The organism is Variibacter gotjawalensis (assembly GCF_002355335.1).
Classification (GTDB): domain Bacteria; phylum Pseudomonadota; class Alphaproteobacteria; order Rhizobiales; family Xanthobacteraceae; genus Variibacter; species Variibacter gotjawalensis.
In genome coordinates this window covers 977,273-1,002,084 of record NZ_AP014946.1, presented here as the reverse complement: position 1 = coordinate 1,002,084, position 24,812 = coordinate 977,273, and the positions used below count along the sequence as shown (strand labels likewise).

General features: G+C 62.4%; 31 protein-coding genes. 13 read left to right on the top strand and 18 right to left on the bottom strand.

The genetic code is table 11. The features are described 5' to 3' along the window. Window positions 1–30 precede the first annotated feature (30 nt). From GJW30_RS04825 to GJW30_RS04805, 5 genes are all read right to left on the bottom strand, one after another. Entirely contained in the window at window positions 31–354 is a 324-nt protein-coding gene (locus GJW30_RS04825; RefSeq protein WP_096352354.1) for an NIPSNAP family protein, read from the bottom strand. Window positions 355–423: 69 nt separating this feature from the next. After that, window positions 424–747, bottom strand: coding sequence for a type II toxin-antitoxin system RelE/ParE family toxin (locus tag GJW30_RS04820; protein ID WP_096352351.1), 324 nt, complete (start codon window positions 745–747; stop codon window positions 424–426). After that, window positions 744–1,022: a type II toxin-antitoxin system Phd/YefM family antitoxin gene (locus GJW30_RS04815; protein ID WP_096352348.1), complete on the bottom strand. Its 279-nt coding sequence runs from the start codon at window positions 1,020–1,022 to the stop codon at window positions 744–746. Before GJW30_RS04815 ends, GJW30_RS04820 begins: the two co-directional genes overlap by 4 nt. 50 nt (window positions 1,023–1,072) lie before the next feature. After that, window positions 1,073–2,161 carry an LLM class flavin-dependent oxidoreductase gene (locus tag GJW30_RS04810; protein ID WP_096352346.1) on the bottom strand — a complete coding sequence of 363 codons (1,089 nt, stop codon included), beginning with the start codon at window positions 2,159–2,161 and terminating at the stop codon, window positions 1,073–1,075. A 68-nt stretch (window positions 2,162–2,229) separates the two neighbouring features. Next, on the bottom strand, window positions 2,230–2,517 hold the full coding sequence (locus GJW30_RS04805) for a hypothetical protein (RefSeq protein WP_096352343.1): 288 nt from the start codon (window positions 2,515–2,517) through the stop codon (window positions 2,230–2,232). Window positions 2,518–2,635: 118 nt separating this feature from the next. Here GJW30_RS04805 and GJW30_RS04800 point away from each other — a divergent pair, with 118 nt between their 5' ends. The 3 genes from GJW30_RS04800 (at window position 2,636) to chrA (ending at window position 4,690) form a co-directional block, all read left to right on the top strand. Beyond that, a complete protein-coding gene (locus tag GJW30_RS04800) occupies window positions 2,636–2,869 on the top strand; it encodes a hypothetical protein (protein WP_096352340.1) in 234 nt (77 codons plus the stop codon). Between the two features lie 92 nt (window positions 2,870–2,961). Next, a complete protein-coding gene (locus GJW30_RS04795) occupies window positions 2,962–3,324 on the top strand; it encodes a metallopeptidase family protein (RefSeq protein ID WP_096358658.1) in 363 nt (120 codons plus the stop codon). Beyond that, the gene (gene chrA, locus GJW30_RS04790) at window positions 3,257–4,690 is read left to right on the top strand and encodes a chromate efflux transporter (RefSeq protein ID WP_096352337.1); all 1,434 of its coding nucleotides are present in this window, start codon (window positions 3,257–3,259) and stop codon (window positions 4,688–4,690) included. Before GJW30_RS04795 ends, chrA begins: the two co-directional genes overlap by 68 nt. A 1-nt stretch (window position 4,691) precedes the next feature. On the opposite strand, the gene GJW30_RS04785 is transcribed toward chrA, so the two are convergent. From GJW30_RS04785 to GJW30_RS04775, 3 genes are all read right to left on the bottom strand, one after another. After that, window positions 4,692–5,270, bottom strand: coding sequence for a LysE family translocator (locus GJW30_RS04785; RefSeq protein ID WP_096352334.1), 579 nt, complete (start codon window positions 5,268–5,270; stop codon window positions 4,692–4,694). Between the two features lie 167 nt (window positions 5,271–5,437). Next, window positions 5,438–6,808: a glutamate--cysteine ligase gene (locus tag GJW30_RS04780; RefSeq protein ID WP_096352331.1), complete on the bottom strand. Its 1,371-nt coding sequence runs from the start codon at window positions 6,806–6,808 to the stop codon at window positions 5,438–5,440. A 100-nt stretch (window positions 6,809–6,908) separates the two neighbouring features. After that, a complete protein-coding gene (locus tag GJW30_RS04775) occupies window positions 6,909–7,262 on the bottom strand; it encodes a YkvA family protein (protein WP_096352328.1) in 354 nt (117 codons plus the stop codon). A 135-nt stretch (window positions 7,263–7,397) separates the two neighbouring features. Here GJW30_RS04775 and GJW30_RS04770 point away from each other — a divergent pair, with 135 nt between their 5' ends. Further along, window positions 7,398–7,655 carry a BrnT family toxin gene (locus GJW30_RS04770; protein WP_096352324.1) on the top strand — a complete coding sequence of 86 codons (258 nt, stop codon included), beginning with the start codon at window positions 7,398–7,400 and terminating at the stop codon, window positions 7,653–7,655. Next, the gene (locus GJW30_RS04765; RefSeq protein ID WP_096352322.1) at window positions 7,639–7,947 is read left to right on the top strand and encodes a BrnA antitoxin family protein; all 309 of its coding nucleotides are present in this window, start codon (window positions 7,639–7,641) and stop codon (window positions 7,945–7,947) included. Before GJW30_RS04770 ends, GJW30_RS04765 begins: the two co-directional genes overlap by 17 nt. Window positions 7,948–7,953: 6 nt before the next feature. Here the strand turns inward: GJW30_RS04765 and GJW30_RS04760 are convergent, their stop codons facing one another. From GJW30_RS04760 to GJW30_RS04750, 3 genes are all read right to left on the bottom strand, one after another. Beyond that, the gene (locus tag GJW30_RS04760) at window positions 7,954–8,244 is read right to left on the bottom strand and encodes a 4a-hydroxytetrahydrobiopterin dehydratase (protein WP_245408659.1); all 291 of its coding nucleotides are present in this window, start codon (window positions 8,242–8,244) and stop codon (window positions 7,954–7,956) included. A gap of 4 nt (window positions 8,245–8,248) precedes the next feature. Next, complete coding sequence (thpR, locus tag GJW30_RS04755) at window positions 8,249–8,797, bottom strand: RNA 2',3'-cyclic phosphodiesterase (protein ID WP_096352316.1); 549 nt, start codon at window positions 8,795–8,797, stop codon at window positions 8,249–8,251. Window positions 8,798–8,896: 99 nt separating this feature from the next. Then, window positions 8,897–9,481 (bottom strand): arylesterase, encoded by a 585-nt coding sequence (locus GJW30_RS04750; RefSeq protein WP_245408658.1) that lies wholly within the window; start codon window positions 9,479–9,481, stop codon window positions 8,897–8,899. Between the two features lie 154 nt (window positions 9,482–9,635). On the opposite strand from GJW30_RS04750, the gene GJW30_RS04745 reads away from it, so the two are divergent. The 3 genes from GJW30_RS04745 (at window position 9,636) to GJW30_RS04735 (ending at window position 13,889) form a co-directional block, all read left to right on the top strand. After that, window positions 9,636–10,346, top strand: coding sequence for an ABC transporter ATP-binding protein (locus GJW30_RS04745; protein WP_096352310.1), 711 nt, complete (start codon window positions 9,636–9,638; stop codon window positions 10,344–10,346). Further along, window positions 10,343–12,910, top strand: coding sequence for an ABC transporter permease (locus tag GJW30_RS04740; protein ID WP_096352308.1), 2,568 nt, complete (start codon window positions 10,343–10,345; stop codon window positions 12,908–12,910). Before GJW30_RS04745 ends, GJW30_RS04740 begins: the two co-directional genes overlap by 4 nt. Before the next feature lie 163 nt (window positions 12,911–13,073). Beyond that, window positions 13,074–13,889, top strand: coding sequence for a Bax inhibitor-1/YccA family protein (locus GJW30_RS04735; protein WP_096352305.1), 816 nt, complete (start codon window positions 13,074–13,076; stop codon window positions 13,887–13,889). 256 nt (window positions 13,890–14,145) lie between these two features. Here the strand turns inward: GJW30_RS04735 and GJW30_RS04730 are convergent, their stop codons facing one another. Both GJW30_RS04730 and GJW30_RS04725 read right to left on the bottom strand, forming a co-directional pair. Then, window positions 14,146–14,940 (bottom strand): enoyl-CoA hydratase, encoded by a 795-nt coding sequence (locus GJW30_RS04730; RefSeq protein ID WP_096352303.1) that lies wholly within the window; start codon window positions 14,938–14,940, stop codon window positions 14,146–14,148. A 6-nt stretch (window positions 14,941–14,946) separates the two neighbouring features. Further along, a complete protein-coding gene (locus GJW30_RS04725) occupies window positions 14,947–16,140 on the bottom strand; it encodes a CaiB/BaiF CoA transferase family protein (protein WP_096352301.1) in 1,194 nt (397 codons plus the stop codon). A 117-nt stretch (window positions 16,141–16,257) separates the two neighbouring features. On the opposite strand from GJW30_RS04725, the gene GJW30_RS04720 reads away from it, so the two are divergent. After that, window positions 16,258–17,046 carry an alpha/beta hydrolase family protein gene (locus tag GJW30_RS04720; protein WP_096352299.1) on the top strand — a complete coding sequence of 263 codons (789 nt, stop codon included), beginning with the start codon at window positions 16,258–16,260 and terminating at the stop codon, window positions 17,044–17,046. A gap of 121 nt (window positions 17,047–17,167) precedes the next feature. Beyond that, window positions 17,168–17,764 (top strand): hypothetical protein, encoded by a 597-nt coding sequence (locus GJW30_RS04715; RefSeq protein ID WP_096352296.1) that lies wholly within the window; start codon window positions 17,168–17,170, stop codon window positions 17,762–17,764. A 70-nt stretch (window positions 17,765–17,834) separates the two neighbouring features. On the opposite strand, the gene GJW30_RS04710 is transcribed toward GJW30_RS04715, so the two are convergent. Then, on the bottom strand, window positions 17,835–18,623 hold the full coding sequence (locus GJW30_RS04710) for an SDR family oxidoreductase (protein WP_096352293.1): 789 nt from the start codon (window positions 18,621–18,623) through the stop codon (window positions 17,835–17,837). Between the two features lie 125 nt (window positions 18,624–18,748). Beyond that, window positions 18,749–18,952, bottom strand: coding sequence for a YegP family protein (locus tag GJW30_RS23180; RefSeq protein WP_096352290.1), 204 nt, complete (start codon window positions 18,950–18,952; stop codon window positions 18,749–18,751). Between the two features lie 109 nt (window positions 18,953–19,061). Here GJW30_RS23180 and GJW30_RS04700 point away from each other — a divergent pair, with 109 nt between their 5' ends. Continuing rightward, the gene (locus GJW30_RS04700; protein ID WP_096352287.1) at window positions 19,062–19,394 is read left to right on the top strand and encodes a helix-turn-helix domain-containing protein; all 333 of its coding nucleotides are present in this window, start codon (window positions 19,062–19,064) and stop codon (window positions 19,392–19,394) included. Next, complete coding sequence (locus GJW30_RS04695) at window positions 19,391–20,140, top strand: ImmA/IrrE family metallo-endopeptidase (protein ID WP_096352284.1); 750 nt, start codon at window positions 19,391–19,393, stop codon at window positions 20,138–20,140. Before GJW30_RS04700 ends, GJW30_RS04695 begins: the two co-directional genes overlap by 4 nt. Before the next feature lie 16 nt (window positions 20,141–20,156). Here the strand turns inward: GJW30_RS04695 and lepA are convergent, their stop codons facing one another. The 3 genes from lepA to GJW30_RS04680 all read right to left on the bottom strand — a co-directional run bounded on the left by lepA (window position 20,157) and on the right by GJW30_RS04680 (window position 23,740). After that, window positions 20,157–21,962, bottom strand: a complete 1,806-nt coding sequence (gene lepA / locus GJW30_RS04690) for a translation elongation factor 4 (RefSeq protein ID WP_096352281.1) — start codon at window positions 21,960–21,962, stop codon at window positions 20,157–20,159. Between the two features lie 57 nt (window positions 21,963–22,019). Further along, window positions 22,020–22,709 (bottom strand): RraA family protein, encoded by a 690-nt coding sequence (locus GJW30_RS04685; protein ID WP_096352278.1) that lies wholly within the window; start codon window positions 22,707–22,709, stop codon window positions 22,020–22,022. A gap of 230 nt (window positions 22,710–22,939) precedes the next feature. Next, a complete protein-coding gene (locus GJW30_RS04680; protein ID WP_096352275.1) occupies window positions 22,940–23,740 on the bottom strand; it encodes a class II glutamine amidotransferase in 801 nt (266 codons plus the stop codon). Window positions 23,741–23,882: 142 nt separating this feature from the next. On the opposite strand from GJW30_RS04680, the gene GJW30_RS04675 reads away from it, so the two are divergent. Beyond that, window positions 23,883–24,737 (top strand): DMT family transporter, encoded by an 855-nt coding sequence (locus GJW30_RS04675; RefSeq protein WP_347337729.1) that lies wholly within the window; start codon window positions 23,883–23,885, stop codon window positions 24,735–24,737. Window positions 24,738–24,812 lie beyond the last annotated feature (75 nt).

Here is a 24,812-nt window from a genome sequence, read left to right as displayed (position 1 = left end):
CGGGCCATGACGCAGAATATTTGGCAGCTTCTACCGCTTGATCGGCGCGAAAGCGGCCGGGATCATCAGCGAGTTCTGCTGATGTTCGAGATAGCCAGCTTCACCGCTGATCTTGAGGAACTCCTGCCATTCGGGATCGGCCTGCATGGCCGCGCGGCGCTTGGAGCGGTCGGCGGCGTCCTGATAGGCCCAGATATGCAGGTAGGTGTTGACGGTGCCGGTCTCGGTCGTCGCCCACACGACGGGTTCACCGAGGTGACGGACTTGCGCGGCGCGGCCATGCTTCTCGTAGAGCGCGATCTGCGCGTTGAGCTTGCCCGGCTTGGTGCGATAGGTGCGAACGTCGAGAAGCACTGGAACTCTCCTTGGATGCTTTTTGGGAAGGCGACAGTGAGCGGGCCTACGGCGGCACAGTCAAGCTTGCTAGCGACGTAGCCTCTCTTTGAAGAGCCGCTGCATCTCGCGGCGTCCGTCCGCAATCAGCGAGACGATAACGTCGTCGCCTGCGACCCGGTAGATGATCCGATAAGGTTTGTAGTGAAGTTCGCGATAGGTGCGCCTTTTGCGGTGCTGCAGTTCCTTCGGGACATTTCCGCGCTCCGGAAATTCAGCGAGTGTGCGGCAACGTTCTTCAATACCCGCGACGATGCGCAACGCCACGGCATCTCCATCCTGCGCTGCGATAAAATCGTAGATGCTTTCCAAGTCGCGCTCTGCAACCCGGAGAATGACGACACGAAAGCTCATTTCCGTTTCTTCGCGCGCCCTCGAATTCGCTGGAAGACTTCGGATGCGGGACTGTATCGCCCAGCTTCATATTCGGCTTCACCCGCGGCCAACATCTCAAGAAGCGCCAACGTCTCTAGCGTCGCCTCATATTCAGCAAGATCGACCAGCACGGCTTTCGCTTCGCCGCGTTGCGTGATGACGAGCGGCTCCGCGCCCTCGCCGAGCTCGCGGATGATCTCGGTGGCGTTGGCCTTCAGGTAGCTGATCGGTTTGACGCGATTGGTGAGCTTCATCGGCACCTCATCGGACCAAATATAGTCCGAATTCGGTCCGACCGATAGACTTATCGTCCGATTGCCGCGTTGATCTTCGGCAGGACCTTCTCGGCGAGCAGCACCATCGAGCGGCGGCCGAAGGTCGGGTCTTTCCAATCCTGTCCGGCATAGAGCAGCGTGCCGAAGTCACCGACTGTCTCGCGGAAGGCCAGCAATTCGTCCGCGACCTTCTCGGGCGAACCGTAAGTGATGAGCTTGTCGCAGACGGCGTCGAGCGTTACCTCGTCGTCCGGTTGATCACGGTGCGTCTTGAAGATTTCAAGGCGGCCGGCCTTTTTTATCTTGGTCAGCAGCTGCTCGAAGTAAAAGCGATAAGGGCTGTGCGGGCCGGTCGCATAGTCCTTCGCGGTCTTGTCGTCGTCGGCAACGAAGATTGTCTTGGCGACGCGCCAGTTGGCGGCATCGACAGTGCGCCCGACGCGCTCGCAGCCTTCGACATATTTGCCCCAGTGGCTCTTCACCCAGACCGGCATCAGGAAGTTTGCCGATACCGGACCCCAGCCGCGCGCTGCCGCTTCCGCGATACCCTTGGAGAACGGCGCGGTCGCCATCACGACGATGGGAGGATGCGGCTTCTGCAGCGGCTTACCGATGATGCCTTGACCGAGTTCCGGCATCAGATGCCGCTCGATCTTGATGTTCCAATATTTGCCTTCGATGTTGTACGGCGGATCGCGCTCCCAGATCGCGAGCACGTGATTGATCGCCTCGAGGAACATCGCGTTGCGGTCTTGATCGAGATTGCCGAACACCTCCGCGTCCGACAGCAAACCGCCCGGCGAAATGCCCATGATGAAGCGGCCGTTCAGCATGTGATCGAGCATCGCGGCTTGCGCGGCAACCATCGCGGGATGCTGGTTCGGCATGTTGAGCGTACCGGTTCCGAGACGAATGCGGCTGGTGACACCTGCCAGCGATGCCAGGAACATCATCGACGACGTGATGTTCTCGGCAAGATCGGTGACATGCTCGCCGACATAGCCTTCGACGAAGCCGAGATCCTCAGCCAGCATGAAAGCTTCGCGGTCCTCGCGCAGCGACAGCTGCCAATCCTTATTCAGTGGATGAATCGGCATCGTGAAGAAGCCGAGCTTCATGACGTTTCCTCCGCGCGTCTTGTTGGTCGACGCGTCGTTTTCAATTTCGCCTTACGACGGAAGATCGATCAACGGACCCAGCGGCAGGTCTGACCCGCGTAGAGCACGCGACCACCCCATTGCGGAATGTTGCGCTCCTCGAAGGTCGCACGGCATTCGCGCCGGTCGCTCGTGTAGAGCGGACGATCCCCGGTGTCATAGCGACGCGGGCGCACCGTCACGCGGGCGCGTCGACGGTTCTGCGACGATACGTCCTCACGAGCCTTCGCAATGCCCGGGCGCGCCTGTTCGGCCGAAGCCGGAGCGAGCGCCGCCAAGCCGAAAGCCGCCGCTACGATCAAAACCTTCGCCCGCATCGGGTTCCCTTTGTATTCCTTGCCCGGCCTAACTTTAAGCAGAACGCCGCCGGATCACAAACCGTTCAGCCCTCGCCAAGCTTTGGTTTCCGGGCAGCTGTTGGTTTAGGGTCACGGCATGACCGACAAGCCCAAACCTGACCCCGTCGCGCAGATCCCGGAATCGCAGACCTTTGCGCAATCGGCCATGGCCAACGCGCAAAAGGCCGGCGAACATTTCGCGGGCCGCGACCCAAACGATCCGGCGGACGATGCGATCGAGCTATGGGGCCGACGGATCGGCCGGGGCCTAAGCCTGCTAGGTGTCATCGGGTTGGCGATCTACCTCTTCGTCACTTACATCCTGAAGTGACCTGCATCCTGAAGTGACCTGCATCCTGAAGTGATATGGACGCCACCACGACACCTCTGCGCCGCGACCTGACGGCGCCCGATCTCGGCGAAATGGAGCAGATGGCGCGCGAGGAATTCGCGCGGCTGCCCGAGACCTTCCGCGCGCTTTGTCGCGATCTCGTCATTAGGGTCGAGGATTTTGCGACCGACGAGGTGTTGAAGAAGATGGGGCTCGAAAGCGAGTTCGATCTGCTCGGGCTGTTCGAGGGCATTGGCCTGCCGTTTCAATCGGAAGGCGATGTCGCCCGGATGCCGAATATGGTTTGGCTCTATCGGCGGCCGATCCTCGATTACTGGGCCGAGCACGAAGAGACGATCGGCACCGTGGTCAGCCACGTCCTCATCCATGAGATCGGTCACCACTTCGGCCTCTCGGACGAGGATATGGAAGCGATCGAGGCCAGCGTCGCATAAGGATTCGTCGGTGGAACAACCGGCTAACACGCAACCACCAACGCTCGCACAAGCGACCAAAGTGTGGGCGCGCATTGGCTGCCTGAGCTTCGGCGGACCCGCCGGACAGATCGCGCTGATGCACCGCGAACTCGTCGAAGAGCGGCACTGGATCGGCGAGCAGCGATTCCTGCATGCGCTGAATTACTGCATGCTGCTGCCGGGTCCGGAGGCGCAGCAACTCGCCGTCTATATCGGTTGGCTGATGCATCGCACGATCGGCGGCCTCATCGCCGGCCTGTTGTTCGTGATCCCCGGCGCGCTCGTGATGCTCGCGCTCAGCACGCTCTATGTGTTCTATCGCAGCCTGCCGCTGGTCGATGCGGCTTTTTTCGGCATCAAAGCCGCGGTGCTCGCGATCGTCGTCGAAGCCGTGATGCGGATCGGCAAGCGCGCGCTGAAGAGCCGCGCGATGATTGCACTCGCGGCTGGGGCTTTCGTCGCGCTGTATGTATTCCGCGTGCCGTTCCCGCTCGTCATTCTGGCGGCCGGATTGCTCGGCTGGCTTTTCCCGGACGTTTTTTCCAACGCCAAAAGCAAAGAGAGTATCGCGCCGGAGCAAAACGGCATCATCGACGCAATGTTCGCACGCGGCGAACTCACGCACGCCGAGCCGTCATGGCGGCGCGCACTGACGGTGCTCGCGGTCTGGCTACCGTTGTGGCTCGGCCCTGTCGTTCTGATACACGCCATACTTGGGCGCGCCAGTGTGTTCACCGAGATCGGCGCGTTCTTCAGCCTGATGGCGGTCGTCACCTTCGGCGGTGCGTATGCGGTGCTCGCTTACGTGGCACAGGCCGCCGTCGAGACATTCGGTTGGCTCAACGCCGGCGAAATGATCGATGGCCTCGGCCTTGCGGAAACAACACCGGGACCGCTCATCCTCGTGCTGCAGCACGTCGGCTTCCTCGCCGCCTACCGTGCTCCCGGCGCGCTCAGCCCGCTCGCGGCCGGAGCACTCGGCGCATTGCTGACCACGTGGGTGACGTTTGCACCGTGTTTCCTCTGGATTTTCCTCGGCGCGCCTTACGTCGAGACGCTGCGCAACCATCGCGCCACCGCCGCCGCATTGTCGGCCATCACGGCCGCCGTCGTCGGCGTCATCCTCAACCTCGCGGTCTGGTTTGCGCTGCACGTCGTCTTCCGCAAGGTCGAGCCGCTGAACGTCTTCGGCCTCACGCCGGACTGGCCGGTTTTCGCCTCGATCGACTGGCGCGCGGCGGTGCTGGCCGCCGCTGCCATCATCGCCGTACTCTATTTCCGGCTTGGGATGATCCCGGCGCTCGTCCTCTTCGCACTTGCCGGGATCGCTCTCTCCGCGTTGTGACTCAGCCGATGGCCACGCGTATCGCCAGTCCGGCCAGAATGAGTCCAGCGGCATTGGCGAAGATTCCGCGATGCGCCGCCACGGCGCGACGGATGCGCGGCCGCGAGAACAGAACGGCCGCAAGCATCGCGTTGCAGAAGGCGAGCAGCGGCACGCCGCCAACGACAATCGCGGTGTGATACGGCGACAGCGGCTGCGTGTTGAGCGCGATGAGCTGCGCCACGAAAAACGCCATCGTTACGGGATTGCAGACTGCAGTCACGACGCCGGCGGTGAATTGCATGCGCGCGCGACTCGGCTGCAACTCTGCCCGGCCCGCACGCGCGATACGCCACGCAATGTAGAGCAGCGCTGCAGCCGCAAGAATGCGCTGACAGCAACCGGCTAGCGCAAGCGTCGTCGCGGCCGCATGCGATATACCGAGCAACAAAGTGGCGCCGAGCGCGATGCCGAGCGCAAGCGGGACGACGGGACGCGTCCCCATCAGTGCCGCCTGCCCGGCCACCGCGAGTGTGTTCGGGCCGGGCACGATCAGCACCAGCGCATACGCCAACAGAAAATGTAGACTCGTGAATCCCATCGACCCGCTCCGAGGCACGGAACGGCCTCCGAACAGGCAAGACGAGATTGTTCTGCCAAACCGGACACGCCGCGCGCAGACTTTCGTGCGAGCGGTGATGCGTGCGCGTCAGCCAATCGACTGACGTGACGATAAAATCGACGTCATCGAGTGATTAACGAAACGGCTCAATATGCGTATTCGTCGAAGACCGGATCGACGTTGCCGTTCCAATCATGGTGGAACTTGTCGAGCAGCACTTCAGCCGGCGTCAGACCGCTTTCGACGATCGCATCGAGCGGAGCGAGATACTGCTGCTCGTCGTTGCCTTGCTTGTCGAGTTTCGCGCGGCGCTTGAGACCCGTATGCGCAAGATCGAGACACTCGCGCGCGATGTCGCGCACGCTGCGGCCGCCGATCGTTGCCTTGAGACCAAAGCGCGGAACATCGTCGCGCAGTTTCTGCCGTTCTTCGGCGCTCCAGCCCTTCGCGATGTCCCACGCGGCGGTGAGCGCATCGTCGTCGTAAAGCAGCCCGGTCCAAAAAGCCGGATGTGCCGGCAGCGAGCGCGAACCGACGCAGTCGGAGCCGCGCATCTCCATGTATTTCTTGAGACGCACTTCCGGGAAGATCGTCGTCAGATGGTTCGACCAGTCTGAGAGCGTGGCGCGTTCGCCCGGCAGTGTATCGAGTTTACCGGCGAGCAGATCGCGGAACGATTTTCCGGCGACATCGACATAATCGTCGCCGCGCTTGACGAAATACATCGGCACGTCGAGCGCGTAGTCCACCCAGCGCTCGAAGCCCATGCCGTCCTCGAACGCCCACGGCAGCATGCCTGCGCGCTGGTTGTCGGTGTCGCGCCAAATTTCGGAGCGGAAGGTTAGGAAGCCGTTCGGCTTGCCTTCGGTGAACGGCGAGTTCGCGAACAAAGCTGTCGCAATCGGCTGCAGCGCGAGCGAGACGCGCAGCTTGCGGACCATGTCCGGCTCGTTCGAGAAGTCGAGATTCGTCTGCACCGTGCAGGTGCGGTACATCATGTCGAGGCCAAGGGTGCCAACCTTCGGCATATAGTTCGTCATGATCTTGTAGCGGCGCTTCGGCATCACCGGAATGTCGGCGCGCGACCAGGTCGGCGTCATGCCGAGGCCGAGGAAGCCGATGCCGAGCGGGCGCGCGATTTCGCGCAGCTGGGCGAGGTGTGCCTGGATCTCGGCGCTGGTCTGGTGAATGGTCGCGACCGGCGCACCGGATAGTTCGAATTGGCCGCCTGGTTCCAGCGAGATGGCGCCGCCACCCGTCACATCGAACAGGCCGATGATGTTGCCCGCATCGGTGATCGGCTCCCAGCCGAGCAGCATCTGCATCCCGTCGAGCAGCGCCTTGATGCCGCGCAGACCGTCATACGGAATCGGCGAATGACTGCCGAGCGCGAACGGGAACTTCTCGTGTTCGGTGCCGATCTTGTATTCGGATTTCGGCTTACAGCCCGCTTCGAGCCAGGCGACGAGTTCGTCGCGCGTCTCGATCGGCGTCATATCGACTTGGTCACGGGCCATTCAGTGGGAATTCCGGCGCAGGGGCAACAAGGGGCGGGACCATACACAGCCCCTCCTAGGCGAGGCAATGCACGGCGAGTAGTTGATTTTTCTTTAGTGACTAACCTTCGGTGACGCGCGCGATGGCGGATTCGGCGGCGTCGCGGTGCTCCGTCTTGATGTGCCCGGCGACCATCCGGATGGCGGTCGCGAGCACGGCGGCATCGTCCGTGTAGCCGAGCAGCGGCATGACGTCCGGCATGATGTCGAACGGCATCACGAAATAGGCGAGCGCGCCCATCAGTGCGGCTTTCACGTGCAGCGGCGTGTCGCGATCGAAGGCGCAGTAGTAAGCCGCCAGCAAGTCGTTCGCGAACGGAAGCGATGCGGCGACCCGCTTCATCTTGGCCCAAAAGCCCTGCCGGACGACGGCTTCATCCTCGGCATGCTGGTCGGCGGTGCGGCTGCGAGCCATGTGGCCCCTCCCGTGAATCACTCGGCATGAAGATGGGAGCGATTGCGGCCGCTGCCAAGTCATTCAATAACAACTTCAAATCGCGATAGACTTGCGATCGACATTAAAAGTGATACATTTATATTGTGATGATTGATGCAGATCGTTTGGGACGAGCCGAAGCGGCTCAAGAATTTACTGACCCATAGGCTGGATTTTGCGGACCTGCGGATCGATTTTTTCCTTACCGCCGACATCCGGCCGAGCTACGCGGGTCGCGCCACAGCCACCGGCGTGTTTGAGAGCACGATGATCACGGTCGTGTTCTCGAGACTCGGGAGCGAGGCGATCTCGCTGATCTCGATGCGCCATTCGAGTAGGAAGGAGCGGAGGCTCTATGAAAAAGAAGCTTGATCATTTGAGGCCTCTCACCGACGCCGAAGAAGCACGCATCCAGCGCGGGATCGCGGAAGATCCAGAGAATCCCGAGTGGACCGAGCAGGACTTCAAAACCGCGCGCCCATTCGCCGAAGTCTTCCCCGAGCTCGCCGAAAGCATCCGGCGCGCGCGCGGGAGGCCACCGGTCGAGACGCCGCGTCAGCAGATTTCGATCCGGCTCGATCCCGACGTCATCGCGAAATTCAAGGCGACCGGCAAAGGCTGGCAGTCGCGCATCAACGATGTGCTGAAGAAGGCGAAGGTGTAGCGCGTTTCAAGCGCCCGCGATTTTGTCCATCGCGGCCGCGAGTTTGAAATCGAGCGCGGTGACGCCGCCGGCGTCGTGCGTCGACAGGCGCACCTCGACGGTTTTGTAGACGTTCTTCCAATCAGGATGGTGATCCATCTTCTCGGCGACGAGCGCGGCGCGCGTCATGAAGCCGAACGCCTCGCTGAAATCGCGAAATCTGAAGGTCTTCGCGACCGCATCGCCTGCATCGCTCCAGCCTTTCAGCTTGGCGAGTTCGGTTTGCCGCGCCGCGGCGTCGAGTGTTTCCCTGCTCACAAGACTACTCGGCCGCCATCTGCGCGGCCGGATATTCGGCCTCGACAATGTACGGTCCGCCGCCGCGCGATTCGCGCGAGGAGAACAGCACGAAACCATTGGCGCGGAAGGGCTGCGAGCGATAGAAGCCGCGTCCCGCGAGATAATCCGCGACCTGCCAGCTCGACGCATCGCGCAGGCGTGCAAGCGTGACATGCGGCGTGAATTTGCGCGGCTCGGGCGGAAGACCGATGCGCTGCATCAGCCTTTCCTGTTCGGCCTGCAGCTCCATCAGCGCCGCGTTCGGCCGCACCGTCGCGACGACAGCCCGCGGTTTCTTGCCGCCAAAAGAAGTGAGCCCATCGAACTGAATTTCGATTTCGCGGCGGCGGACCTTGCCGAGCATGTACGACACCTCGCGCGCGGTCCAATCGTCGATGTCGCCGATAAAGCGGAGCGTGATGTGGTAGTTTTCGGGATCGATCCAGCGTCCTCCGGGGAGGCCTCCGCGCAGCGCGGAGAGCGAGGACGAAACGTCGGCTGGAATTTCCAGCCCGGTGAAGAGGCGCGGCATCAGCGTCTCCTTGGACAGTCGGCGAATCAGAACGTGCGCCGGATAAGGCGAATCATGCTGGAAAGATATGACGAGGGCAACTCAGACCCCGATTACGGATTATTTTGGCGCCGCCTGCCGGATTAACTCCTCCACCTTCGGTAATATTCCCTTCACGATTACGTCGACTCCGGCGGCGGTCGGATGGATGCCGTCACCCTGATTGAGCGCGCGTTCGGACGCGACGCCTTCGAGGAAGAACGGGTACAGCAGCACGCCGTATTCCTTCGCGAGGTCGGCGTAGATCACATCGAATTTCGCCGCGTAATCGGCGCCCAAATTCGGCGGCGCGCGCATGCCGGCGAGCAGCACCGGAATGCCGCGTTGCTTGAGTGACGCCAGGATATCGTTGAGCGCCTTTCGCGTAACAGCCGGGTCGATGCCACGCAGCGCGTCGTTAGCGCCGAGTTCGACGATCACGCCCTGCGTGTCGCCCGGGATCGACCAATCGAGCCGCGCGAGCCCACCGCTCGCGGTATCGCCGGAGACACCCGCGTTGTTGATGGCCGCCTTGATCCCCTTCGCGGCCAAGGCTGCCTGCAGCCGAACCGGAAACGATTCCTGCTCGGCCACGCCATAACCGGCGGTGAGCGAATCTCCCAGCGCAACGATCCGCACCGGATCAGTCTGTGCGCTGGCGGTCACAACCGCGAGACCAAGCCAAATTGCTGCACCAAAGGCCGCTACGGACTGGGAAATTCGGCCGCGCAGCAATATTTGCGAAACAACGCGACACCAGTTCGGCAACATTGTCCTGTTATTGAGCCGGTTGAACAACGGGGTTCCCCTCTTGAACGTCATGACTCCGGCCGAGCGGCCTGCGATCGAACTTGCGAACATCAACCTTTCCCTGGGCGAAGGTGCGGCGCGGGTTCATATCCTCAAAGACATCACGCTTCATATAGCGCAAGGCGAGGCGGTTGGCCTCACGGGGCCGTCCGGCTCCGGCAAATCGACGCTGTTAATGGTAATGGCCGGTCTAGAACGGCCGGACGTCGGTTCGCTCCGTGTGGCCGGCACGGACCTTGGCGCGCTGAACGAAGACGGCCTCGCCCGCTTCCGCGGCCGCCAGGTCGGCATCGTCTTTCAGTCCTTCCATCTCATCCCGACGATGACGGCGCTCGAGAATGTCGCGGTGCCGCTCGAACTCGCCGGAGCGCCCGACGCATTCGAGCGCGCCCGCAAGGAACTCGTCGCGGTCGGCCTCGGCGAACGGCTGTCGCATTATCCCGCGCAATTGTCGGGCGGCGAGCAGCAGCGCGTCGCCATCGCGCGCGCACTCGCGCCGAACCCCGCGATTCTCGTTGCGGACGAGCCGACGGGCAATCTCGACGAAGGCACCGGCCGGCAAATTGTCGATCTGTTGTTTGCGGGTCACGCCGAACGCCGCATGACGCTGGTGCTCGTCACGCACGACCCGTCACTCGCGGCGCGCTGCGATCGCCAAGTGCGGCTACGTTCCGGACGAATCGAGACGCGCGATGAGATGAAAGCCGCCGCAACGTCATGACATCGCTCGTTGCATCGTCGCGCTCGGGCGCGTTGCCGCTACGTATCGCGCTGCGCGAATTGCGCGGAGGCTTGCGTGGCTTCTTCGTCTTCATCGCGTGCATTGCGCTCGGCGTGATGACGATCGCGGCGGTCACGTCGTTCTCGCGCAGCCTCACCGAAGGGCTTGCGCGCGGCGGCCGCACGATCCTCGGCGCCGATATCGCCTTCTCGCTTCTGCATCGCGAGGCGACCGAAGCGGAGCGCGCCTTCCTCGCGCGGCAAGGCTCCGTCGTCGCCGCCGCCACGATGCGCGCGATGGCGCGCACAAGCGATCAGCGATCGGCGCTGGTCGAGCTCAAAGCGGTCGACAACGTCTATCCGCATTTCGGCGCGCTGGTTCTCAAACCCGCCCTTCCGCTCAACGACGCAATGGCGATGCGCGACGGCGCTTACGGCGCGGCGGTCGACGAATCCCTGCTGGCGCGGCTCGAATTGCCGCTCGGCTCGCGCATTCAAGTCGGCGGCGCGACGATCGAACTGCGCAGTGTGATCGAAGCCGAGCCAGACAAACTTTCGGCAGGCGTCGCGTTCGGGCCGCGCCTTCTCGTTTCGATCGAAGCGTTGCGTGCGACGGGATTGCTGCAGCCCGGCAGCCTGGTGCGCTGGAGTTACCAGCTCAAACTCCCCGGCGGCAATGCGACCGATCCGGCGACCGAGGCGGTCGCGACAGCGGCGCAGAAAGAATTGCCGCAAGCCGGCTGGGAAATTCGCTCGCGCAACAATGCGTCGCCATCGCTCGAGCGCAACATCGAACGCTTCACACAGTTCCTTACGCTCGTCGGCCTGATCGCGCTGCTGGTCGGCGGCGTCGGCGTTGCGAATGCCGTGAAGGCGTATGTCGAGCGGAAGCACGACACGATCGCGACGATGAAGGCGCTCGGTGCCAGCGGCGGCAGCATCGTGCGACTCTATCTCGTCCAAGTGATGCTACTCGCGGCATTGGGCGCGCTGATCGGCGCTGTCCTCGGCGGCGGGTTGCCTTTTGCTGCGCTAAGCTTGTTCGGATTGATCCTGCCGTTGCCGGTGGCGCCCGCGATCTATCCGGCGGAACTCGCGCTCGCCGCGACCTACGGCATGCTGACCGCGCTTGCTTTCGCGATCTGGCCGCTCGGCCGCGCGCATGACGTGCCGGTGTCGGCCTTGTTCCGTGACGCGGTGGCGCCGGATCGGCGCTGGCCGCGCCGCCGCTACGTCGTCGCGACGGTCTTGATCGTCGCGGCGCTCGCGGCATTTTCGATCTTCATGTCTTACGACCGGCGCATCGCGACAATCTTCGTGACCTCGGCAGCGCTGATTCTGGTTACGCTCCGGCTGATCGCAGCCGCCGTGATGGCGGTGGCGCGCCGCCTGCCCCGCGCGCAGTCGACGGTGGTTCGCCTCGCGGTGAATAACATCCACCGGCCCGGCGCGCTGACGCCGACCGTGGTGCTGTCGCTCGGTCTCGGCCTCGCCCTGCTGGTCACTGTAACGCTCATCGACGGCAATCTGCGTCAGCAATTTGCCGCCGCCCTGCCGGAGCGGGCACCGGCCTTCTACTTCCTCGATATCCAGCAAGCCGACGCCGAGCGGTTCGAGAAGGAAGTCGCCAAGGACGCGCCAGGCGCCGCACTCAATCGCGTTCCGATGCTGCGTGGCCGCATCGTCGCGGTGAACGGCAAGCGCCCCGAGGAGCTCAACCCGACACCGCAAGTCGCCTGGGCACTGCAGGGCGACCGTGGCATCACCTACGCGAATCAGGCGCCGAACGGCTCGCGGATCGTTGCCGGCAAGTGGTGGGACGAGGGCTATGCGGGTCCCCCGCTGGTTTCCCTCGAGAAGCGCATCGCCGACGGCCTCGGCCTGACGGTCGGCGGCAAGATCACCGTCAACGTGCTCGGCCGCGACATCACGGCCGAGGTCGCGAATCTCCGCACCGTCGATTGGCAGTCGCTCGGCATCAATTTCGTGCTGGTTTACTCGCCATCGACCTTCCGTGGCGCACCGAACACCTCGATCGGCACCTTGACCTATCCGACCAACAGCGCCGACCCGGCGCGTGAGATCGCGCTCGTCAAAGCGCTCGCGGTCACCTTCCCGGGCGTAACGGTCGTCCGCGTCAAGGAAGCGATCGATGTGGTCGGCTCCCTCATCACCAACCTCATCGTCGGCATCCGCAGCGCGAGCTTGCTGTCGATTTTATCGGCAATACTGGTGCTCGGTGGTGCGCTTTCGGCGAGCCATCGGCATCGCGTCTACGAATCGGTCGTCCTTAAGACGCTGGGTGCGACGCGGATGCGGCTGATAGCCGCGTATGCGTTGGAGTACCTCGTCTTGGGTGCCGTGACGGCTGCCTTCGGCGTCGCGGTAGGGTCGCTCGCAGCCTGGTTTGTCGTCTCCGACATCATGAATCTGCGATTCGTATGGTTACCGGCACCCGCACTGGTTGCCGCAGTCGGGGCTTTATTACTAACCGTCACCTTAGGGTTGAGCGGAACGGTGCGTGCGCTGGGCCAAAAGGCCGCACCCGTATTGAGGAATCTATAGAATAGCGACAATCAGCCACGGGGTTCGGCAGCGTGTGAAAGCCCCGGAACCGGGTTATTATCTTGTTCCGAAGCGGCTGCTTCCCATATCGGGTGAGCCGTGATTAGTTTCCGGCGGCCGGGTGCTTCGCCCCCGCCTCATGGCTTACGAAAGGGCTTTGACGATGTCCGATTTTGATCGCAACGCCGCGACTGCGAAATGGGGCCGGCCCCTTACGGGCGCCGAGACCTCTGTCATCGACGCGGGACTGCGCGCTTACATGCTGCGCGTCTACAACTACATGGTGCTGGGCCTGGCCGTCACCGGCTTCGCGGCTCTCGGCATCTTCATGCTGTCGACCACGAACGATCCGGCACTCGCCGCGAAGAGCGCCACCGGCGCCGCGCTCGCCCTCAAGGGCGGCAAGGTGTTCCTGACGCAGATCGGCTACACGCTGTTCGTGTCGCCGCTGAAGTGGGCCGTAGTGTTCGCTCCTCTCGCCTTCGTGTTCTTCTTCTCCTACAAGCTCGACAGCCTCAAGCCGTCGACCGCGCAGATCATGTTCCTTGCCTTCGCGACGCTGATCGGCGTCTCGCTGGCGACGGTGCTGATGGTCTACACGTCGACCTCGATCGCCCGCGTGTTCTTCATCACGGCGGCATCGTTCGGCGCGCTGAGCCTGTGGGGTTACACGACGCAGAAGGACATTTCGTCCTGGGGCTCGTTCCTGTTCATGGGCCTGATCGGCGTAGTGCTCGCCTCGCTGGTCAACATCTTCCTGCAGTCCTCGATGCTGCAGTTCATCATGTCGGTCGTCGGCGTGCTGGTGTTCGCGGGCCTCACGGCTTGGGATACGCAGCGCATCAAGAGCGAATACGTCTACGGCGCGATGCAGGGTGACGTGATGGAGCGGTCGGCGATCTCCGGCGCTCTCAGCCTCTACCTCAACTTCATCAACATGTTCACGCTGCTGCTGAACCTGTTCGGTGACCGCGAGTAAGACGCGTAGCTCGAGTTAAAGCCAGCTCCACACCTGGCTGAGCGAGAAAGGCCCCGGCATTGAGTTGCCGGGGCCTTTTTGCTTGAGCGAGTTTTGCGACGAGCGCTCGTCCCATCCTCCGCTCATTCCCGCGGAAGCGGGAATCCAGACTAAGCCGAGCAGAGCAACGTGAGCATCATTGCGAGTTTTCTGCGCGCTACCGCGCGCAAGCTGGACCCCCGCGTTCGCGGGGGTGAGCGGAGGGTGGGGCTACGATTCAGCTGCCGGTAAACTTCGGCTTGCGCTTTTCCATGAAGGCAGAGCGACCTTCGCGGTAATCGCTGCTGGCGAAGCACGCCGCGACCATGGCATCGCACTTCTCCAAGTCCGGATCGAGCGCGGCCGATTGATCGATGATGAACTTCGTCGAGTTCACGGTCAGCGGTGCATTGCCGGCGATCGTCTGCGCATAGTCGTCGACGAAAGCGGCGAGTTCGGCCTCCGGTACGACGCGATTGACAAGGCCCATCTCATAAGCCTGCTGCGACGTGAACAGCTTCGCGGTGAAGAAAATCTCCTTCGCGAATGCGATGCCGACCGTGTCGACCAGACGCTTGATGCCCGGATACGCGTAACCGAGGCCGAGCTTTGCGGCCGGCACCGAGAACTGCGAACCGGTGACGCAGAAGCGCAGATCGCAGGCGAGCGCCAGGCCGAGACCGCCGCCGACGCAATAGCCGCGGATCATCGCGATCGTCGGTTTCGGATAAGCGTAAAGCTGATCGTTCACGCGCTTCGTCGTCTCGGCATATTGCGCAATCGCCTCGGGCGTCGAGCGTTCGGTGCCGAATTTCGAAATGTCGGCACCGGAGACGAAGGCCTTGTCGCCCGCACCCGTGAGCACGACGACGCGAACCTTGTCGTCCTTCGCGTAGGCTTCAAGATAGTCAGCGGTGCGTGCCCACATATCGAGCGACATCGCGTTGCGGCGTTCCGGATTGTTGAAGGTGATCCAGCCGACGCCGTTTTCGACGCGCGAGAGGACTTTGTCGGCTTCAGATGTTCCGTGCATGGTTCCTCACACGATGTTGGCTTTGCGGAATTCCGCGACTTCGTTGTCCGAGAAGCCGAACTCGCCGAGAATCTCGTCGGTCTGTTCGCCGACGGCCGGCGGAGCGACTTTCAGGCTGCTCGGCGTGCGCGACATCGTGAAGGGCTGGCCGACGAGCTCGAACGACGAGCCGTCCTTGCGCTTCACGCTCTGCGCCATCTTCAAATGCTTCACCTGCGGATCGGCAAACATCTCGTCGATCGCATAGATCGGGCCGCACGGCACGCCTTCGGCGTTGAGACGCTCGATCCATTCGGCGCTGGTGCGGCCGGCGAGACGCTTGTCGATCTCGGCATTCAGCGCGTCGCGATTCTTCGAGCGTAACTCGCGGCCCGCATAATCCGGATGCGTGATGAGGTCCGGCGCTTCGATCGCGTGGCAGAAGCGTTCGTAGATCTTGCCGCCCGCAGTCGCGATGTTGATGTAGCCGTCCTTCGTCTTGAAGGCGCCGGTCGGGATCGAGGTCGGGTGATTGTTGCCGGCCTGCTTGGCGACCTGCTTTTCCATCAGCCAGCGCGAGGCCTGGAAGTCGAGCATGAAGATCTGCGCCTGCAGCAGCGAGGTCTTGATCCACTGCCCTTTGCCGGAGACCTCGCGTTCGAGGAGCGCCGTGAGGATACCCATCGCGGCGAACAGGCCGCCGCAGAGATCCGCCACCGGAATGCCGACGCGCATCGGGCCTTCACCCGGCGCACCGGTGATCGACATCAAGCCGCCCATGCCCTGCGCGATCTGGTCGAAGCCGGGACGCTTCACGTAGGGGCCGTCCTGGCCGAAGCCCGAGATGCTCGCATAGACGATGCGCGGGTTGATCTTCTCGACGTCCGCGTAACCGATGCCGAGGCGATCCTTCACGTCCGGTCGGTAGTTCTCGACGATGACGTCGGCCTTCTCGACCAGGCGCTTAAAGATCGCCACGCCCTTCGGGTCTTTGAGGTTGAGCGTCAGGCTGCGCTTGTTGCGATGCAGGTTCTGGAAGTCGGAGCCCTCGCGCGCGCCGCCGAGCGCTTCGCCGGTCTCGAGGCCTTCCGGCATCTCGATCTTGATGACGTTGGCGCCCCAATCCCCGAGCTGGCGGACGCAGGTCGGGCCGGCGCGCACGCGCGTCAAATCGAGAACCGTGAAGCGCGACAGCGCGTCGGAAGCCTTGTCGAAGGGCATTTCTACTCCCTGGTGTTTCTAGCGACCCTTTTGAGCGATCTGCGTTGTGCCATAAACTCGGCCGGCTTGGCTGCGCTTTTTCGGCATTTGCCGCATGCGGCGTGAAGAAAGTCCCCGGTGCTCGTCCGTTTCGCCCTCATTCTGGCTGTCTGGCTTGGCGCCGCCGGTATCGCGCGGGCCGAATGCCCTCCCCGATCCGACATCGCGACCCACGTGTTCGCGGGCGGCTGGTGTCTATTGACCAGCACTTACGGACGCGACACAGCCGGTCCCTCGCCGACGCTTGTCGTTGTCGTCCACGGCGATATCTCGGACGGTGGACGCGCGACTTATCACGAACGCTTCGCCGAACAGCTTGCTCGGCCGGGCGTGATCGCGGTCGCGCTGACGCGGCCCGGCTACCCGAATTCTACCGGACGGAAAAGCGGCGGCGACGCGCTCGGGCGGCAGGACAACTACACGCCTGCCGTCGTCAATGCGGTCGGCGCGGCAATCGATGCGCTGCGCAAACACTACCAGGCAAGCCGCGTTGTCTATGTCGGACACTCCGGCGGCGCTGCCATCGGCGGCGTGATCCTCGGCCGGCGGGCGGGATTGATCGATGCGGCCGTGCTCGTCTCCTGCCCGTGCGACCTTGCCGCGTGGCAGCGTGCACGCGGACACAATTGGAGCCGCAGCCTCTCGCCGATGGATGTCGCGAGCCAAGTGCCGCGATCGACGACGGTCGTCGCTTTATCGGGGAGCGGCGATTCCAACACGAGCCCGGCCGTCGCTGAAAGCTATGTGGCGGAGCTCGCCAAGCGTGGGGTTTCGGCGCGGTTCGTCAACGTCGCGGACGCACGGCATGGCTTTCGCGGCCTCGAAGTTGCCGTAAAGGCCGAGGCCGATGCGCTGCTCGCACGGTGATCGAGTGTTCTTCTCAACACGTTAGAGTACGCCCGCGGGCTTGCGCTTCGTCACATTCTCGATAGTCTGCCGCTTCTCGCCGCTGTCGCCCCGAAAACCTGGAAATAAGGAAGGACGTCGTATGCGTCTTTTGATTACAGCCGCGGCTATCGCCACGATGCTGGCAGTACCGGCTTACGCACAACAACAGCAACCGCAGCGCCCGCAGACCAGCCCATCGGGCCAACCGCGCCAGGCACCGCCGCCGCAACAGCAGCAAGCCCCGCAAGGTCAGCCGCGCGGCCAGCAGGCTCCGCCGCCGCAAGCGCAGCAGCAGCCGCCGGCACCGCAGCCGGGAATGTTCGCGTGCCGCACCGAGCAGGAAATTTGCTACGTCGGGATCGCGCTGCCGGGCAATCAAGTCACGGTGCTGTACACCAACAACGAGCAGTCCGAGGGCATCGATACGAAGCCGCAGGCTGTCGCTGGCCCGGCCGGTCCGCTCGATATGTCGCAGCATGTCGGCCGCGTCATCATGCTGGTCGGCCAATACAATGCACAGACCGGCATCTCGGGCGCCGAGATCGTCGACGTCGCGGGTCCGCTGCTCTCGTTCTCGATCAAGTCGCAGCTCTCGGGCGGTGGTGACGAAGAAGAGGAAGAGCCGGAGCAGCCGCAGCAGCAACAGCGCCAGCCGCAACAGCAGCAACGCGCTCCGCAGCAGCAACAGCGCCGCTGATCGTTTACAGCGCTCAAACGAAAAGGCCGCCAGCGATGGCGGCCTTTTTTGTTTGCCGGGATGCCGGCGGCTAATTTTTGCCGGCGACGAGCGCGCGGCGCATCTTCGCCATGCCGCCGATCCAGCGATCGTAGTTGTCGGTCTTTTTCTTCATATAGTCGCCGACCACCGGGTGCGGCAAAATGCAGAAGGTCTCGGCAGCAAGCCCATCGATGGCCGCTTGCGCGCATTGCTCCGGCGTCAACACGCCGTCGAGATTCTGCGGACCACCGCCGCTCGCGCGCAGCATCGCGGTGTCTACGCCTTGCGGGCACAGGATCGAAACGCGAATCCCATCGTCTTTGTGCGTCAACGCTAGATACTCGGCGAAACCAACCGCCGCGTGCTTCGTCACCGCATAAACCGGATTGCCGACTTGGCTCAGCAAGCCAGCGGCCGACACCGTATTCATGAAGGTGCCGCCGCCGCGCGTCTTCATCAACGGCACGAGATGGCGCGCCGCGTAGACATGGGCCATGACGTTGACGCTCCAGCCGAGCGCCCATGATTCATTCGGGGGCGAGCCTGCGCTATCGTCGCCGGTCCGGAAACCGCCGACGCCTGCGTTGGAGCAGAAGAGGTCGATCGGGCCGATATTCTTCTCGGTCTCGTCGATGATCGTCTTGATCGTGTTCTCGTCGCCGACATCACCGGCATGTGCGGTGCCGCCGATCGCTTTCGCTACAGCCTCCGCCGCGCCGGCATCGCGATCCGCAACCACGACGTGTTTCGCGCCCTCACGATGAAACGCTTCGGCGAGCGCCTTGCCGATCCCGCCTCCACCGCCCGTGACGACGACGATTTTCCCCGCAACACGCATTCGCCAAACTCCCGGATTGAAGTGAGACTTGTAGAGCGGCTCAGTAAGAAGCAACAGAACAGCTGGAACAAAAAAACGCAGACCTTTCGGTCTGCGTTTTCACCAGGGGGTTATCGACGGGGGATTTAGCGACCGTAGGTTCCCGTCGACTTCGCGACACTCAGATCTTCAATCGGAGCCGTGGAAGCTTCGCGTTTGATCAAGTTGATCGTGTGCAAAGCCGACGCCTTTTGATTGTACGCCTCTGAATGGCACAACGGCTCGCCATTAGCACCGCGAGCACGCCAGTAGTACTTTCCGTCACTTCCTTGAAAAACCTGGAACTTCATAGGCCGCACTCCAGTAGGTTTTTATTCACGATACTTATGTATCGCAATTGCAATACTGTATTGCGATCGCTATACTGTCAAGGGGCAATAACAATACTGCGGGAATGAGATGTCAGATGGCGTGGGCGAGAAGATTCGAAAACTTCGGATCGAACGTGGGTACACGCTAGAGAGTTTCGCAGACGTAGTAAGCTCGAAGAAGGCCTACATCTGGCAGCTGGAAAATAAGAGGACGGCGAGGCCATCCGCTGATTTGCTCTTAAAAATCGCAACAGCGCTGAACGTCGCTCCAGACTTTCTGCTTGATGACAACGCAACAGAACCTTCGAAAGATCAGGCCGTCACCGCACTGTTCCGAAAAGTATCGCAGAAGCAGTTGTCGAAGCGCGACATCGATACTTTGATGTCAGTCGTCGATGGCCTCGCAAAAAATCGGAAATGAAGCCGATCAAAGAAGCCAATCGTCTCACTAGCATTTGGCGCACTGCAGGCCCGCGCGCTTATCCTATCTGCCTTCAAGATGTCGTTCGAGAGATTGTAAACAGGTCATCCGACGGAGATGAGCTGCAGATCGAGTTCCGAGAGTTGGATGAATTCGATGGCGCATTGGTGAAGACAGGCCAAAAGACATGGTGTGCGATCGTCAATTCACGGATCGCTTCATCAGGCCGTAGAAACTTCACATTAGCTCACGAAATAGGCCACTTCATCGGCCATCGGCACCTTGCTGAAGAGTTTCGCGACACTCACGAGCATATGCACCAATTCGGAATTGAAGGCTTGGAAGCAGAAGCCAACAATTTTGCAGCCCAACTTTTGATGCCTCAAGATGAGGTGAGAGGCTTTGCCGTCGGTGAATTCACTATTCACAACTTAGAAGCACTTCGAAACCACCTTGACGTATCATGGCAAGCTGCAGGACTTCGCTGGGTGGAAGTTTCCGACCGCGAAGTAGGTTTCGTAGTGGCCCGCGACGGAATGGTGAACTGGGGTCGGGCTAGCAGAAAAGCTTTGGAGAATGGAATCTTCTTTCGAAGCGCATCGGAAACTCCAGAAAACTCTCCCTCGCTTCTAGCAACAGCAGGACTGAAGTTTCGTGCTGATCATGATAGGGGCGAATGGCACAATCTATTTCGGTGCAAGGAAAGCGGCTATCGCACACTGTCGCATGACTTTACATCTGCCTAGAGTTCATCACCTAGCGTTAAACATCCACCTTCAGCGCGGCGATGAACGCCTCTTGCGGGATGTCGACCTTCCCGTATTGGCGCATCTTTTTCTTGCCTTCCTTCTGCTTCTCCAGAAGCTTGCGCTTACGCGTGATGTCGCCGCCGTAGCACTTCGCGGTGACGTCCTTGCGCAGCGCACGCACGGTTTCGCGCGCAATCACCTTACCGCCGATCGCGGCCTGGATCGGCACTTGGAACATGTGCGGCGGGATCAACTCTTTCAGCTTTTCGACCATTGCGCGGCCGCGCGATTCCGCGCGCGTGCGATGCACGAGCATCGAGAGCGCATCGACCGGTTCGGCATTGACGAGGATCTGCATCTTGACGAGATCGCTGGCGCGATAGTCCGTCAGCGCATAATCGAACGACGCGTAGCCTTTCGACACCGACTTCAGGCGATCGTAGAAATCGAAGACCACTTCGTTGAGCGGCAGCTCGTATTTCACCATCGCGCGCGCGCCGATGTATGAGAGCTCGCGCTGAATGCCGCGGCGATCCTGGCAGAGCTTCAGCACAGCACCGAGGTAATCGTCCGGCGTCAGGATCGTCGCTTCGATCCACGGCTCTTCGATCTCGGCGATCTTCACGACGTCCGGCATGTCGGCCGGATTGTGAATCTCGATTTCGTCGCCGTTGTTCATCTTCATGCGATAGATGACGCTCGGCGCCGTCGCGATAAGGTCGAGGTTAAACTCGCGCTCCAGCCGCTCCTGAATAATCTCGAGATGCAGGAGACCGAGGAAGCCGCAGCGGAAACCGAAGCCGAGCGCGGCGCTCGTCTCCATCTCGAAGGTGAAGCTCGCGTCGTTGAGGCGCAGCTTGCCCATCGCGGCGCGCAAGTCCTCGAACGCCGCAGCATCGACCGGGAAGAGACCGCAGAAGACGACCGGGATCGCCGGCTTGAAGCCGGTGAGCGCCGACGCGGTCGGGCGCTTGTCGTCCGTCACGGTGTCGCCGACGCGTGTGTCGGCGACTTCCTTGATCGACGCCGTGAGGAACCCGATCTCGCCCGGGCCGAGCTGAGACACTTCGAGCTTCTTCGGTGTGAACACGCCGACGCGGTCGACTTCGTAGGTCGCGCCCGTGCCCATCATCTTGATCTTCTGGCCGGCCTTCATGGTGCCGTCGACGATGCGCACCAGCACGATGACGCCGAGATAAACGTCGTACCAACTATCGACCAGCAGCGCTTTGAGCGGCGCCGAGACATCGCCTTTCGGCGACGGCAGGCGCGTGACGATGGCTTCGAGAACCTGATCGACGTTGAGGCCGGTCTTCGCCGAGATGCCGATCGCGTCCGACGCGTCCAGGCCGATCACGTCCTCGATCTGGCTTTTGACCTTGTCGACCTCGGCGGCCGGAAGGTCGACCTTGTTGAGCACCGGCACGATCTCGTGGCCGTTGTCGATCGCGTGATAAACGTTGGCGAGCGTCTGCGCCTCGACACCCTGCGAGGCATCCACGACGAGGAGCGAACCCTCGACCGCCGCAAGCGAGCGATTGACCTCGTAGGCGAAGTCGACGTGACCGGGCGTGTCGATCAGGTTGAGGATGTAATCCTTGCCGTCCTTGGCGCGATACTTCAGGCGCACGGTCTGCGCCTTGATCGTGATTCCCCGTTCGCGCTCGATATCCATGGAATCAAGCACTTGCTCGACCATTTCGCGCTGTTCGAGCCCGCCGGTGAGCTGAATCAGCCGGTCGGCGAGCGTCGATTTGCCATGGTCGATATGCGCAACGATCGAGAAGTTGCGGATGTTGTCGATGGGGGCCGTCGTCATGGCCGCCCGCTTAGCATTCGCGGGTGCGAAACGAAAGGCTTAGAGGCGTTTTAGCCGCTAATCCACGAACTTGACCCGGCCGCCCTCCAGCGTCGCGACGCCGAACGGGGGCGCATCGAGGCCGCCGACGACCTTCGCCCAAAGGCCCTTTTCGAGTTCTCGGATCGCTTTGACCTTCTCCAGCACCTCGGCCGCGATGGCCTGGGGGATCACCGCCACGCCGTCGACGTCGCCGACGACGATGTCGCCGGCCTCGACGCGGACGCCGCCGCAGGTCACGGGCAGCCCGACCGTGCCGGGGCCGGAGCGATGCACCGAGTTCGGCGTCACACCCTTGGCGCAAACCGGCAGGCCGATCTTGCGCAGGTCCGCGAGGTCGCGCGCAACGCCGTCGGTGACGAAGGCCGCGATGCCGCGGTTCTTCATCATGCCGACGATCTGGTCGCCGATAATGCCGGTGCCGGTGAAGCCGTCCGCCGCCGCGACGATAACGTCGCCGGCTTTCGCGAGCGCAACGGCGGCGCTGACCGCGAGATTGTCGCCCGGGCCGCAGTAGCACGGCAGCGCGACGCCGACGAAAGTGTCGGGCAGGCCCGAGCAAGCCTTAATGCGGTAGTCCATCGCGCCGACGCCGCCCATCGCATCGCAGATGTTGCCGAGCATGACGCCCTTGAAGGCCGCGACGATTTCGTCGGCGGGGCGCTTGAAGTTGCGCTTGACGGTGAGCAGCGGGGCTTCTTCGATCATTCTGGCGTTTCCGACATTTTTGATTGGATGCCGGAGTTAGACAGATCGGTGAGCCGGTGTGAACCCTGCGGTTTCGGGCTCATCGTGCTCAGTGCACCGAAGCCAGCAATCAAACTCCGTCATGGCCCGCTTCATGCGGGCCATCCACGTCTTGGCTGAATCTGCAAAGGAGTAAGACGTGGATGGCCCGGACAAGCCTGGCCATGACGACCGAGACGTTTTGCGTGATGTTACTCCGCCGCGACACGCTGCGGCGCAACGATCTCTTCGAATGGCACCAGCGTGACGCGTTGGCCCTCGCGCGAGATCAGCACGTGGTTTTCCGGGACCGGCTTCCAGAAGTCGCGCTCGGTGTCGAGCGGCTCGGAGGCGACGACGACGCTGCCGGCCGCCTCGCGATAATAGAGCGTGTTGGACTTGCCGTTGTAGACGTAGCGGAACGCATAAAGATTGCGGCCGTCGGAGAGCGACGACGTGAAGCGCAGCGGCTCCGGCGTCCCGCTCGCACGTACGAGATCGGTCAGCGCGTAGAGCGTCTCGACCGTCGCCCGCAACGGGTCCTTGTCGACACCGGCCCCCAAGATCGCGAGGAAGACGGCTTCCGAATCCGTCGTGCCGACGCGGGACGCATAATAAGCATCCGGGATCAGCGCTTCGACCTTACGGCGGATCAGCGACCAGTCGCCGATGAAGCCGTTGTGCATGAACAGCCAGTTGCGATGCGCGAAGGGATGGCAGTTTGGGCGCGTCGTCGGCGTGCCGGTGGCGGCGCGGACATGCGCGAAGAACATATGCGAGCGGATGTGGCGGCAGAGATGGCGGAGATTTTCGTCCGACCAGGCCGGACGTACTTCACGGTAGAGCCCCGGCTCGCCGTGGTCGCCGTACCAGCCGAGACCAAAGCCGTCGCCGTTGGTCGATGCGGTCGCCTCAAGCGCCCGAATGCTCTGCTCGACGAGCGAATGAGAGGGCGCCGTGACGTAGCGCTCCAGCGCGATCGGTTCGCCCCTATAGGCAATCCAGCGGCACATGGATGTCGAATCTCCTGATGCAATAACTTAACGCTCTAAACATAAACGCAACATTGCCAACATCGATCCGAAAAAGGGCGAAAGCGTGCCGATCATCGATTAGCTTATCGGCAGGATGCTGAATCGCACGTCACAAGCCCGTTTGGCCGGGCCTTTCTTCCTCGCAGTCACGGTGGTCGGATGGGGGCTCAACTGGGCCGTCATGAAGGTCCTGCTGCGCGAATGGCCCCCTTTGTTCGCCCGCGGCATATCGGGGGTTGCGGCAGGGCTCATTCTCGCGGCCGTCGTGGTGGCAAGCCGTCAGTCGCTGCGCGTCCCGCGTGCGGTCTGGCCTCGCCTGACATTCGCGGCCTTCACCAACGTGTTTGCGTGGATGGGCTTCGGCACGATGGCAATGAACTATCTCGCGGTCAGCGAGGCGGCGCTCACCGTCTACACGATGCCGCTGTGGGCGACGCTGTTCGCCTGGCCGATCCTCGGCAAGCGGCCAGGCCTTTACGAGATCGCGGCGCTGGTCCTCGGCATGGCCGGCATCGTCGTGCTCTTCGCCGGTCATTGCTTCGCGCTCGGCCCGCACACGCTGTTCGGCATCGCGCTCGCGCTGGCGGCGGCGGTCGCTTTTGCATTCGGCAGCGTGATCGCGCGAGAGCCGCTGCCGATCGACCCGATCGCGCTCGTCGCCTGGCAGGTCGGGCTCGGCTGCGCGCCGATGATCGTACTCGGCCTCCTGTTCGAGAAGCCTGATTTGACGTTTCTGTCCCTGCCGGCGTTCGGCGCACTCGCCTACACGACGCTGATCCCGATGGGGCTCTGCTATCTGACCTGGTTCGCGACGCTGCGCCGCTTTCCGCCATCGACTGCCGCAATCGGCACACTGACGGTGCCGGTCGTCGGCGTCGTCGCGGCAGCAACGATGCTCGGCGAGCCGCTGGGCTTGCGCGAAGTCGCGGCCGCCGCGCTGACCCTCGGCGGCGTCGCGCTGGTGATCAGACGGTGAATAAGTCGTTACGGCGTGCGCCGAAAATACGAGCCACGGCCTAACCGTACTTTTTGAGATTTCTGGTTTGATGCG

Bases quoted from the DNA above. Each gene is read 5' to 3' on its own strand.
- GJW30_RS04820 (WP_096352351.1), bottom strand. From the start codon at position 747: ATGAGCTTTCGTGTCGTCATTCTCCGGGTTGCAGAGCGCGACTTGGAA.
- GJW30_RS04815 (WP_096352348.1), bottom strand. From the start codon at position 1,022: ATGAAGCTCACCAATCGCGTCAAACCGATCAGCTACCTGAAGGCCAAC.
- GJW30_RS04810 (WP_096352346.1), bottom strand. From the start codon at position 2,161: ATGAAGCTCGGCTTCTTCACGATGCCGATTCATCCACTGAATAAGGAT.
- GJW30_RS04805 (WP_096352343.1), bottom strand. From the start codon at position 2,517: ATGCGGGCGAAGGTTTTGATCGTAGCGGCGGCTTTCGGCTTGGCGGCG.
- GJW30_RS04800 (WP_096352340.1), top strand. From the start codon at position 2,636: ATGACCGACAAGCCCAAACCTGACCCCGTCGCGCAGATCCCGGAATCG.
- GJW30_RS04795 (WP_096358658.1), top strand. From the start codon at position 2,962: ATGGAGCAGATGGCGCGCGAGGAATTCGCGCGGCTGCCCGAGACCTTC.
- chrA (WP_096352337.1), top strand. From the start codon at position 3,257: ATGAGATCGGTCACCACTTCGGCCTCTCGGACGAGGATATGGAAGCGA.
- GJW30_RS04785 (WP_096352334.1), bottom strand. From the start codon at position 5,270: ATGGGATTCACGAGTCTACATTTTCTGTTGGCGTATGCGCTGGTGCTG.
- GJW30_RS04780 (WP_096352331.1), bottom strand. From the start codon at position 6,808: ATGGCCCGTGACCAAGTCGATATGACGCCGATCGAGACGCGCGACGAA.
- GJW30_RS04775 (WP_096352328.1), bottom strand. From the start codon at position 7,262: ATGGCTCGCAGCCGCACCGCCGACCAGCATGCCGAGGATGAAGCCGTC.
- GJW30_RS04770 (WP_096352324.1), top strand. From the start codon at position 7,398: ATGCAGATCGTTTGGGACGAGCCGAAGCGGCTCAAGAATTTACTGACC.
- GJW30_RS04765 (WP_096352322.1), top strand. From the start codon at position 7,639: ATGAAAAAGAAGCTTGATCATTTGAGGCCTCTCACCGACGCCGAAGAA.
- thpR (WP_096352316.1), bottom strand. From the start codon at position 8,797: ATGCCGCGCCTCTTCACCGGGCTGGAAATTCCAGCCGACGTTTCGTCC.
- GJW30_RS04745 (WP_096352310.1), top strand. From the start codon at position 9,636: ATGACTCCGGCCGAGCGGCCTGCGATCGAACTTGCGAACATCAACCTT.
- GJW30_RS04740 (WP_096352308.1), top strand. From the start codon at position 10,343: ATGACATCGCTCGTTGCATCGTCGCGCTCGGGCGCGTTGCCGCTACGT.
- GJW30_RS04735 (WP_096352305.1), top strand. From the start codon at position 13,074: ATGTCCGATTTTGATCGCAACGCCGCGACTGCGAAATGGGGCCGGCCC.
- GJW30_RS04730 (WP_096352303.1), bottom strand. From the start codon at position 14,940: ATGCACGGAACATCTGAAGCCGACAAAGTCCTCTCGCGCGTCGAAAAC.
- GJW30_RS04725 (WP_096352301.1), bottom strand. From the start codon at position 16,140: ATGCCCTTCGACAAGGCTTCCGACGCGCTGTCGCGCTTCACGGTTCTC.
- GJW30_RS04715 (WP_096352296.1), top strand. From the start codon at position 17,168: ATGCGTCTTTTGATTACAGCCGCGGCTATCGCCACGATGCTGGCAGTA.
- GJW30_RS04710 (WP_096352293.1), bottom strand. From the start codon at position 18,623: ATGCGTGTTGCGGGGAAAATCGTCGTCGTCACGGGCGGTGGAGGCGGG.
- GJW30_RS23180 (WP_096352290.1), bottom strand. From the start codon at position 18,952: ATGAAGTTCCAGGTTTTTCAAGGAAGTGACGGAAAGTACTACTGGCGT.
- GJW30_RS04700 (WP_096352287.1), top strand. From the start codon at position 19,062: ATGTCAGATGGCGTGGGCGAGAAGATTCGAAAACTTCGGATCGAACGT.
- GJW30_RS04695 (WP_096352284.1), top strand. From the start codon at position 19,391: ATGAAGCCGATCAAAGAAGCCAATCGTCTCACTAGCATTTGGCGCACT.
- lepA (WP_096352281.1), bottom strand. From the start codon at position 21,962: ATGACGACGGCCCCCATCGACAACATCCGCAACTTCTCGATCGTTGCG.
- GJW30_RS04685 (WP_096352278.1), bottom strand. From the start codon at position 22,709: ATGATCGAAGAAGCCCCGCTGCTCACCGTCAAGCGCAACTTCAAGCGC.
- GJW30_RS04680 (WP_096352275.1), bottom strand. From the start codon at position 23,740: ATGTGCCGCTGGATTGCCTATAGGGGCGAACCGATCGCGCTGGAGCGC.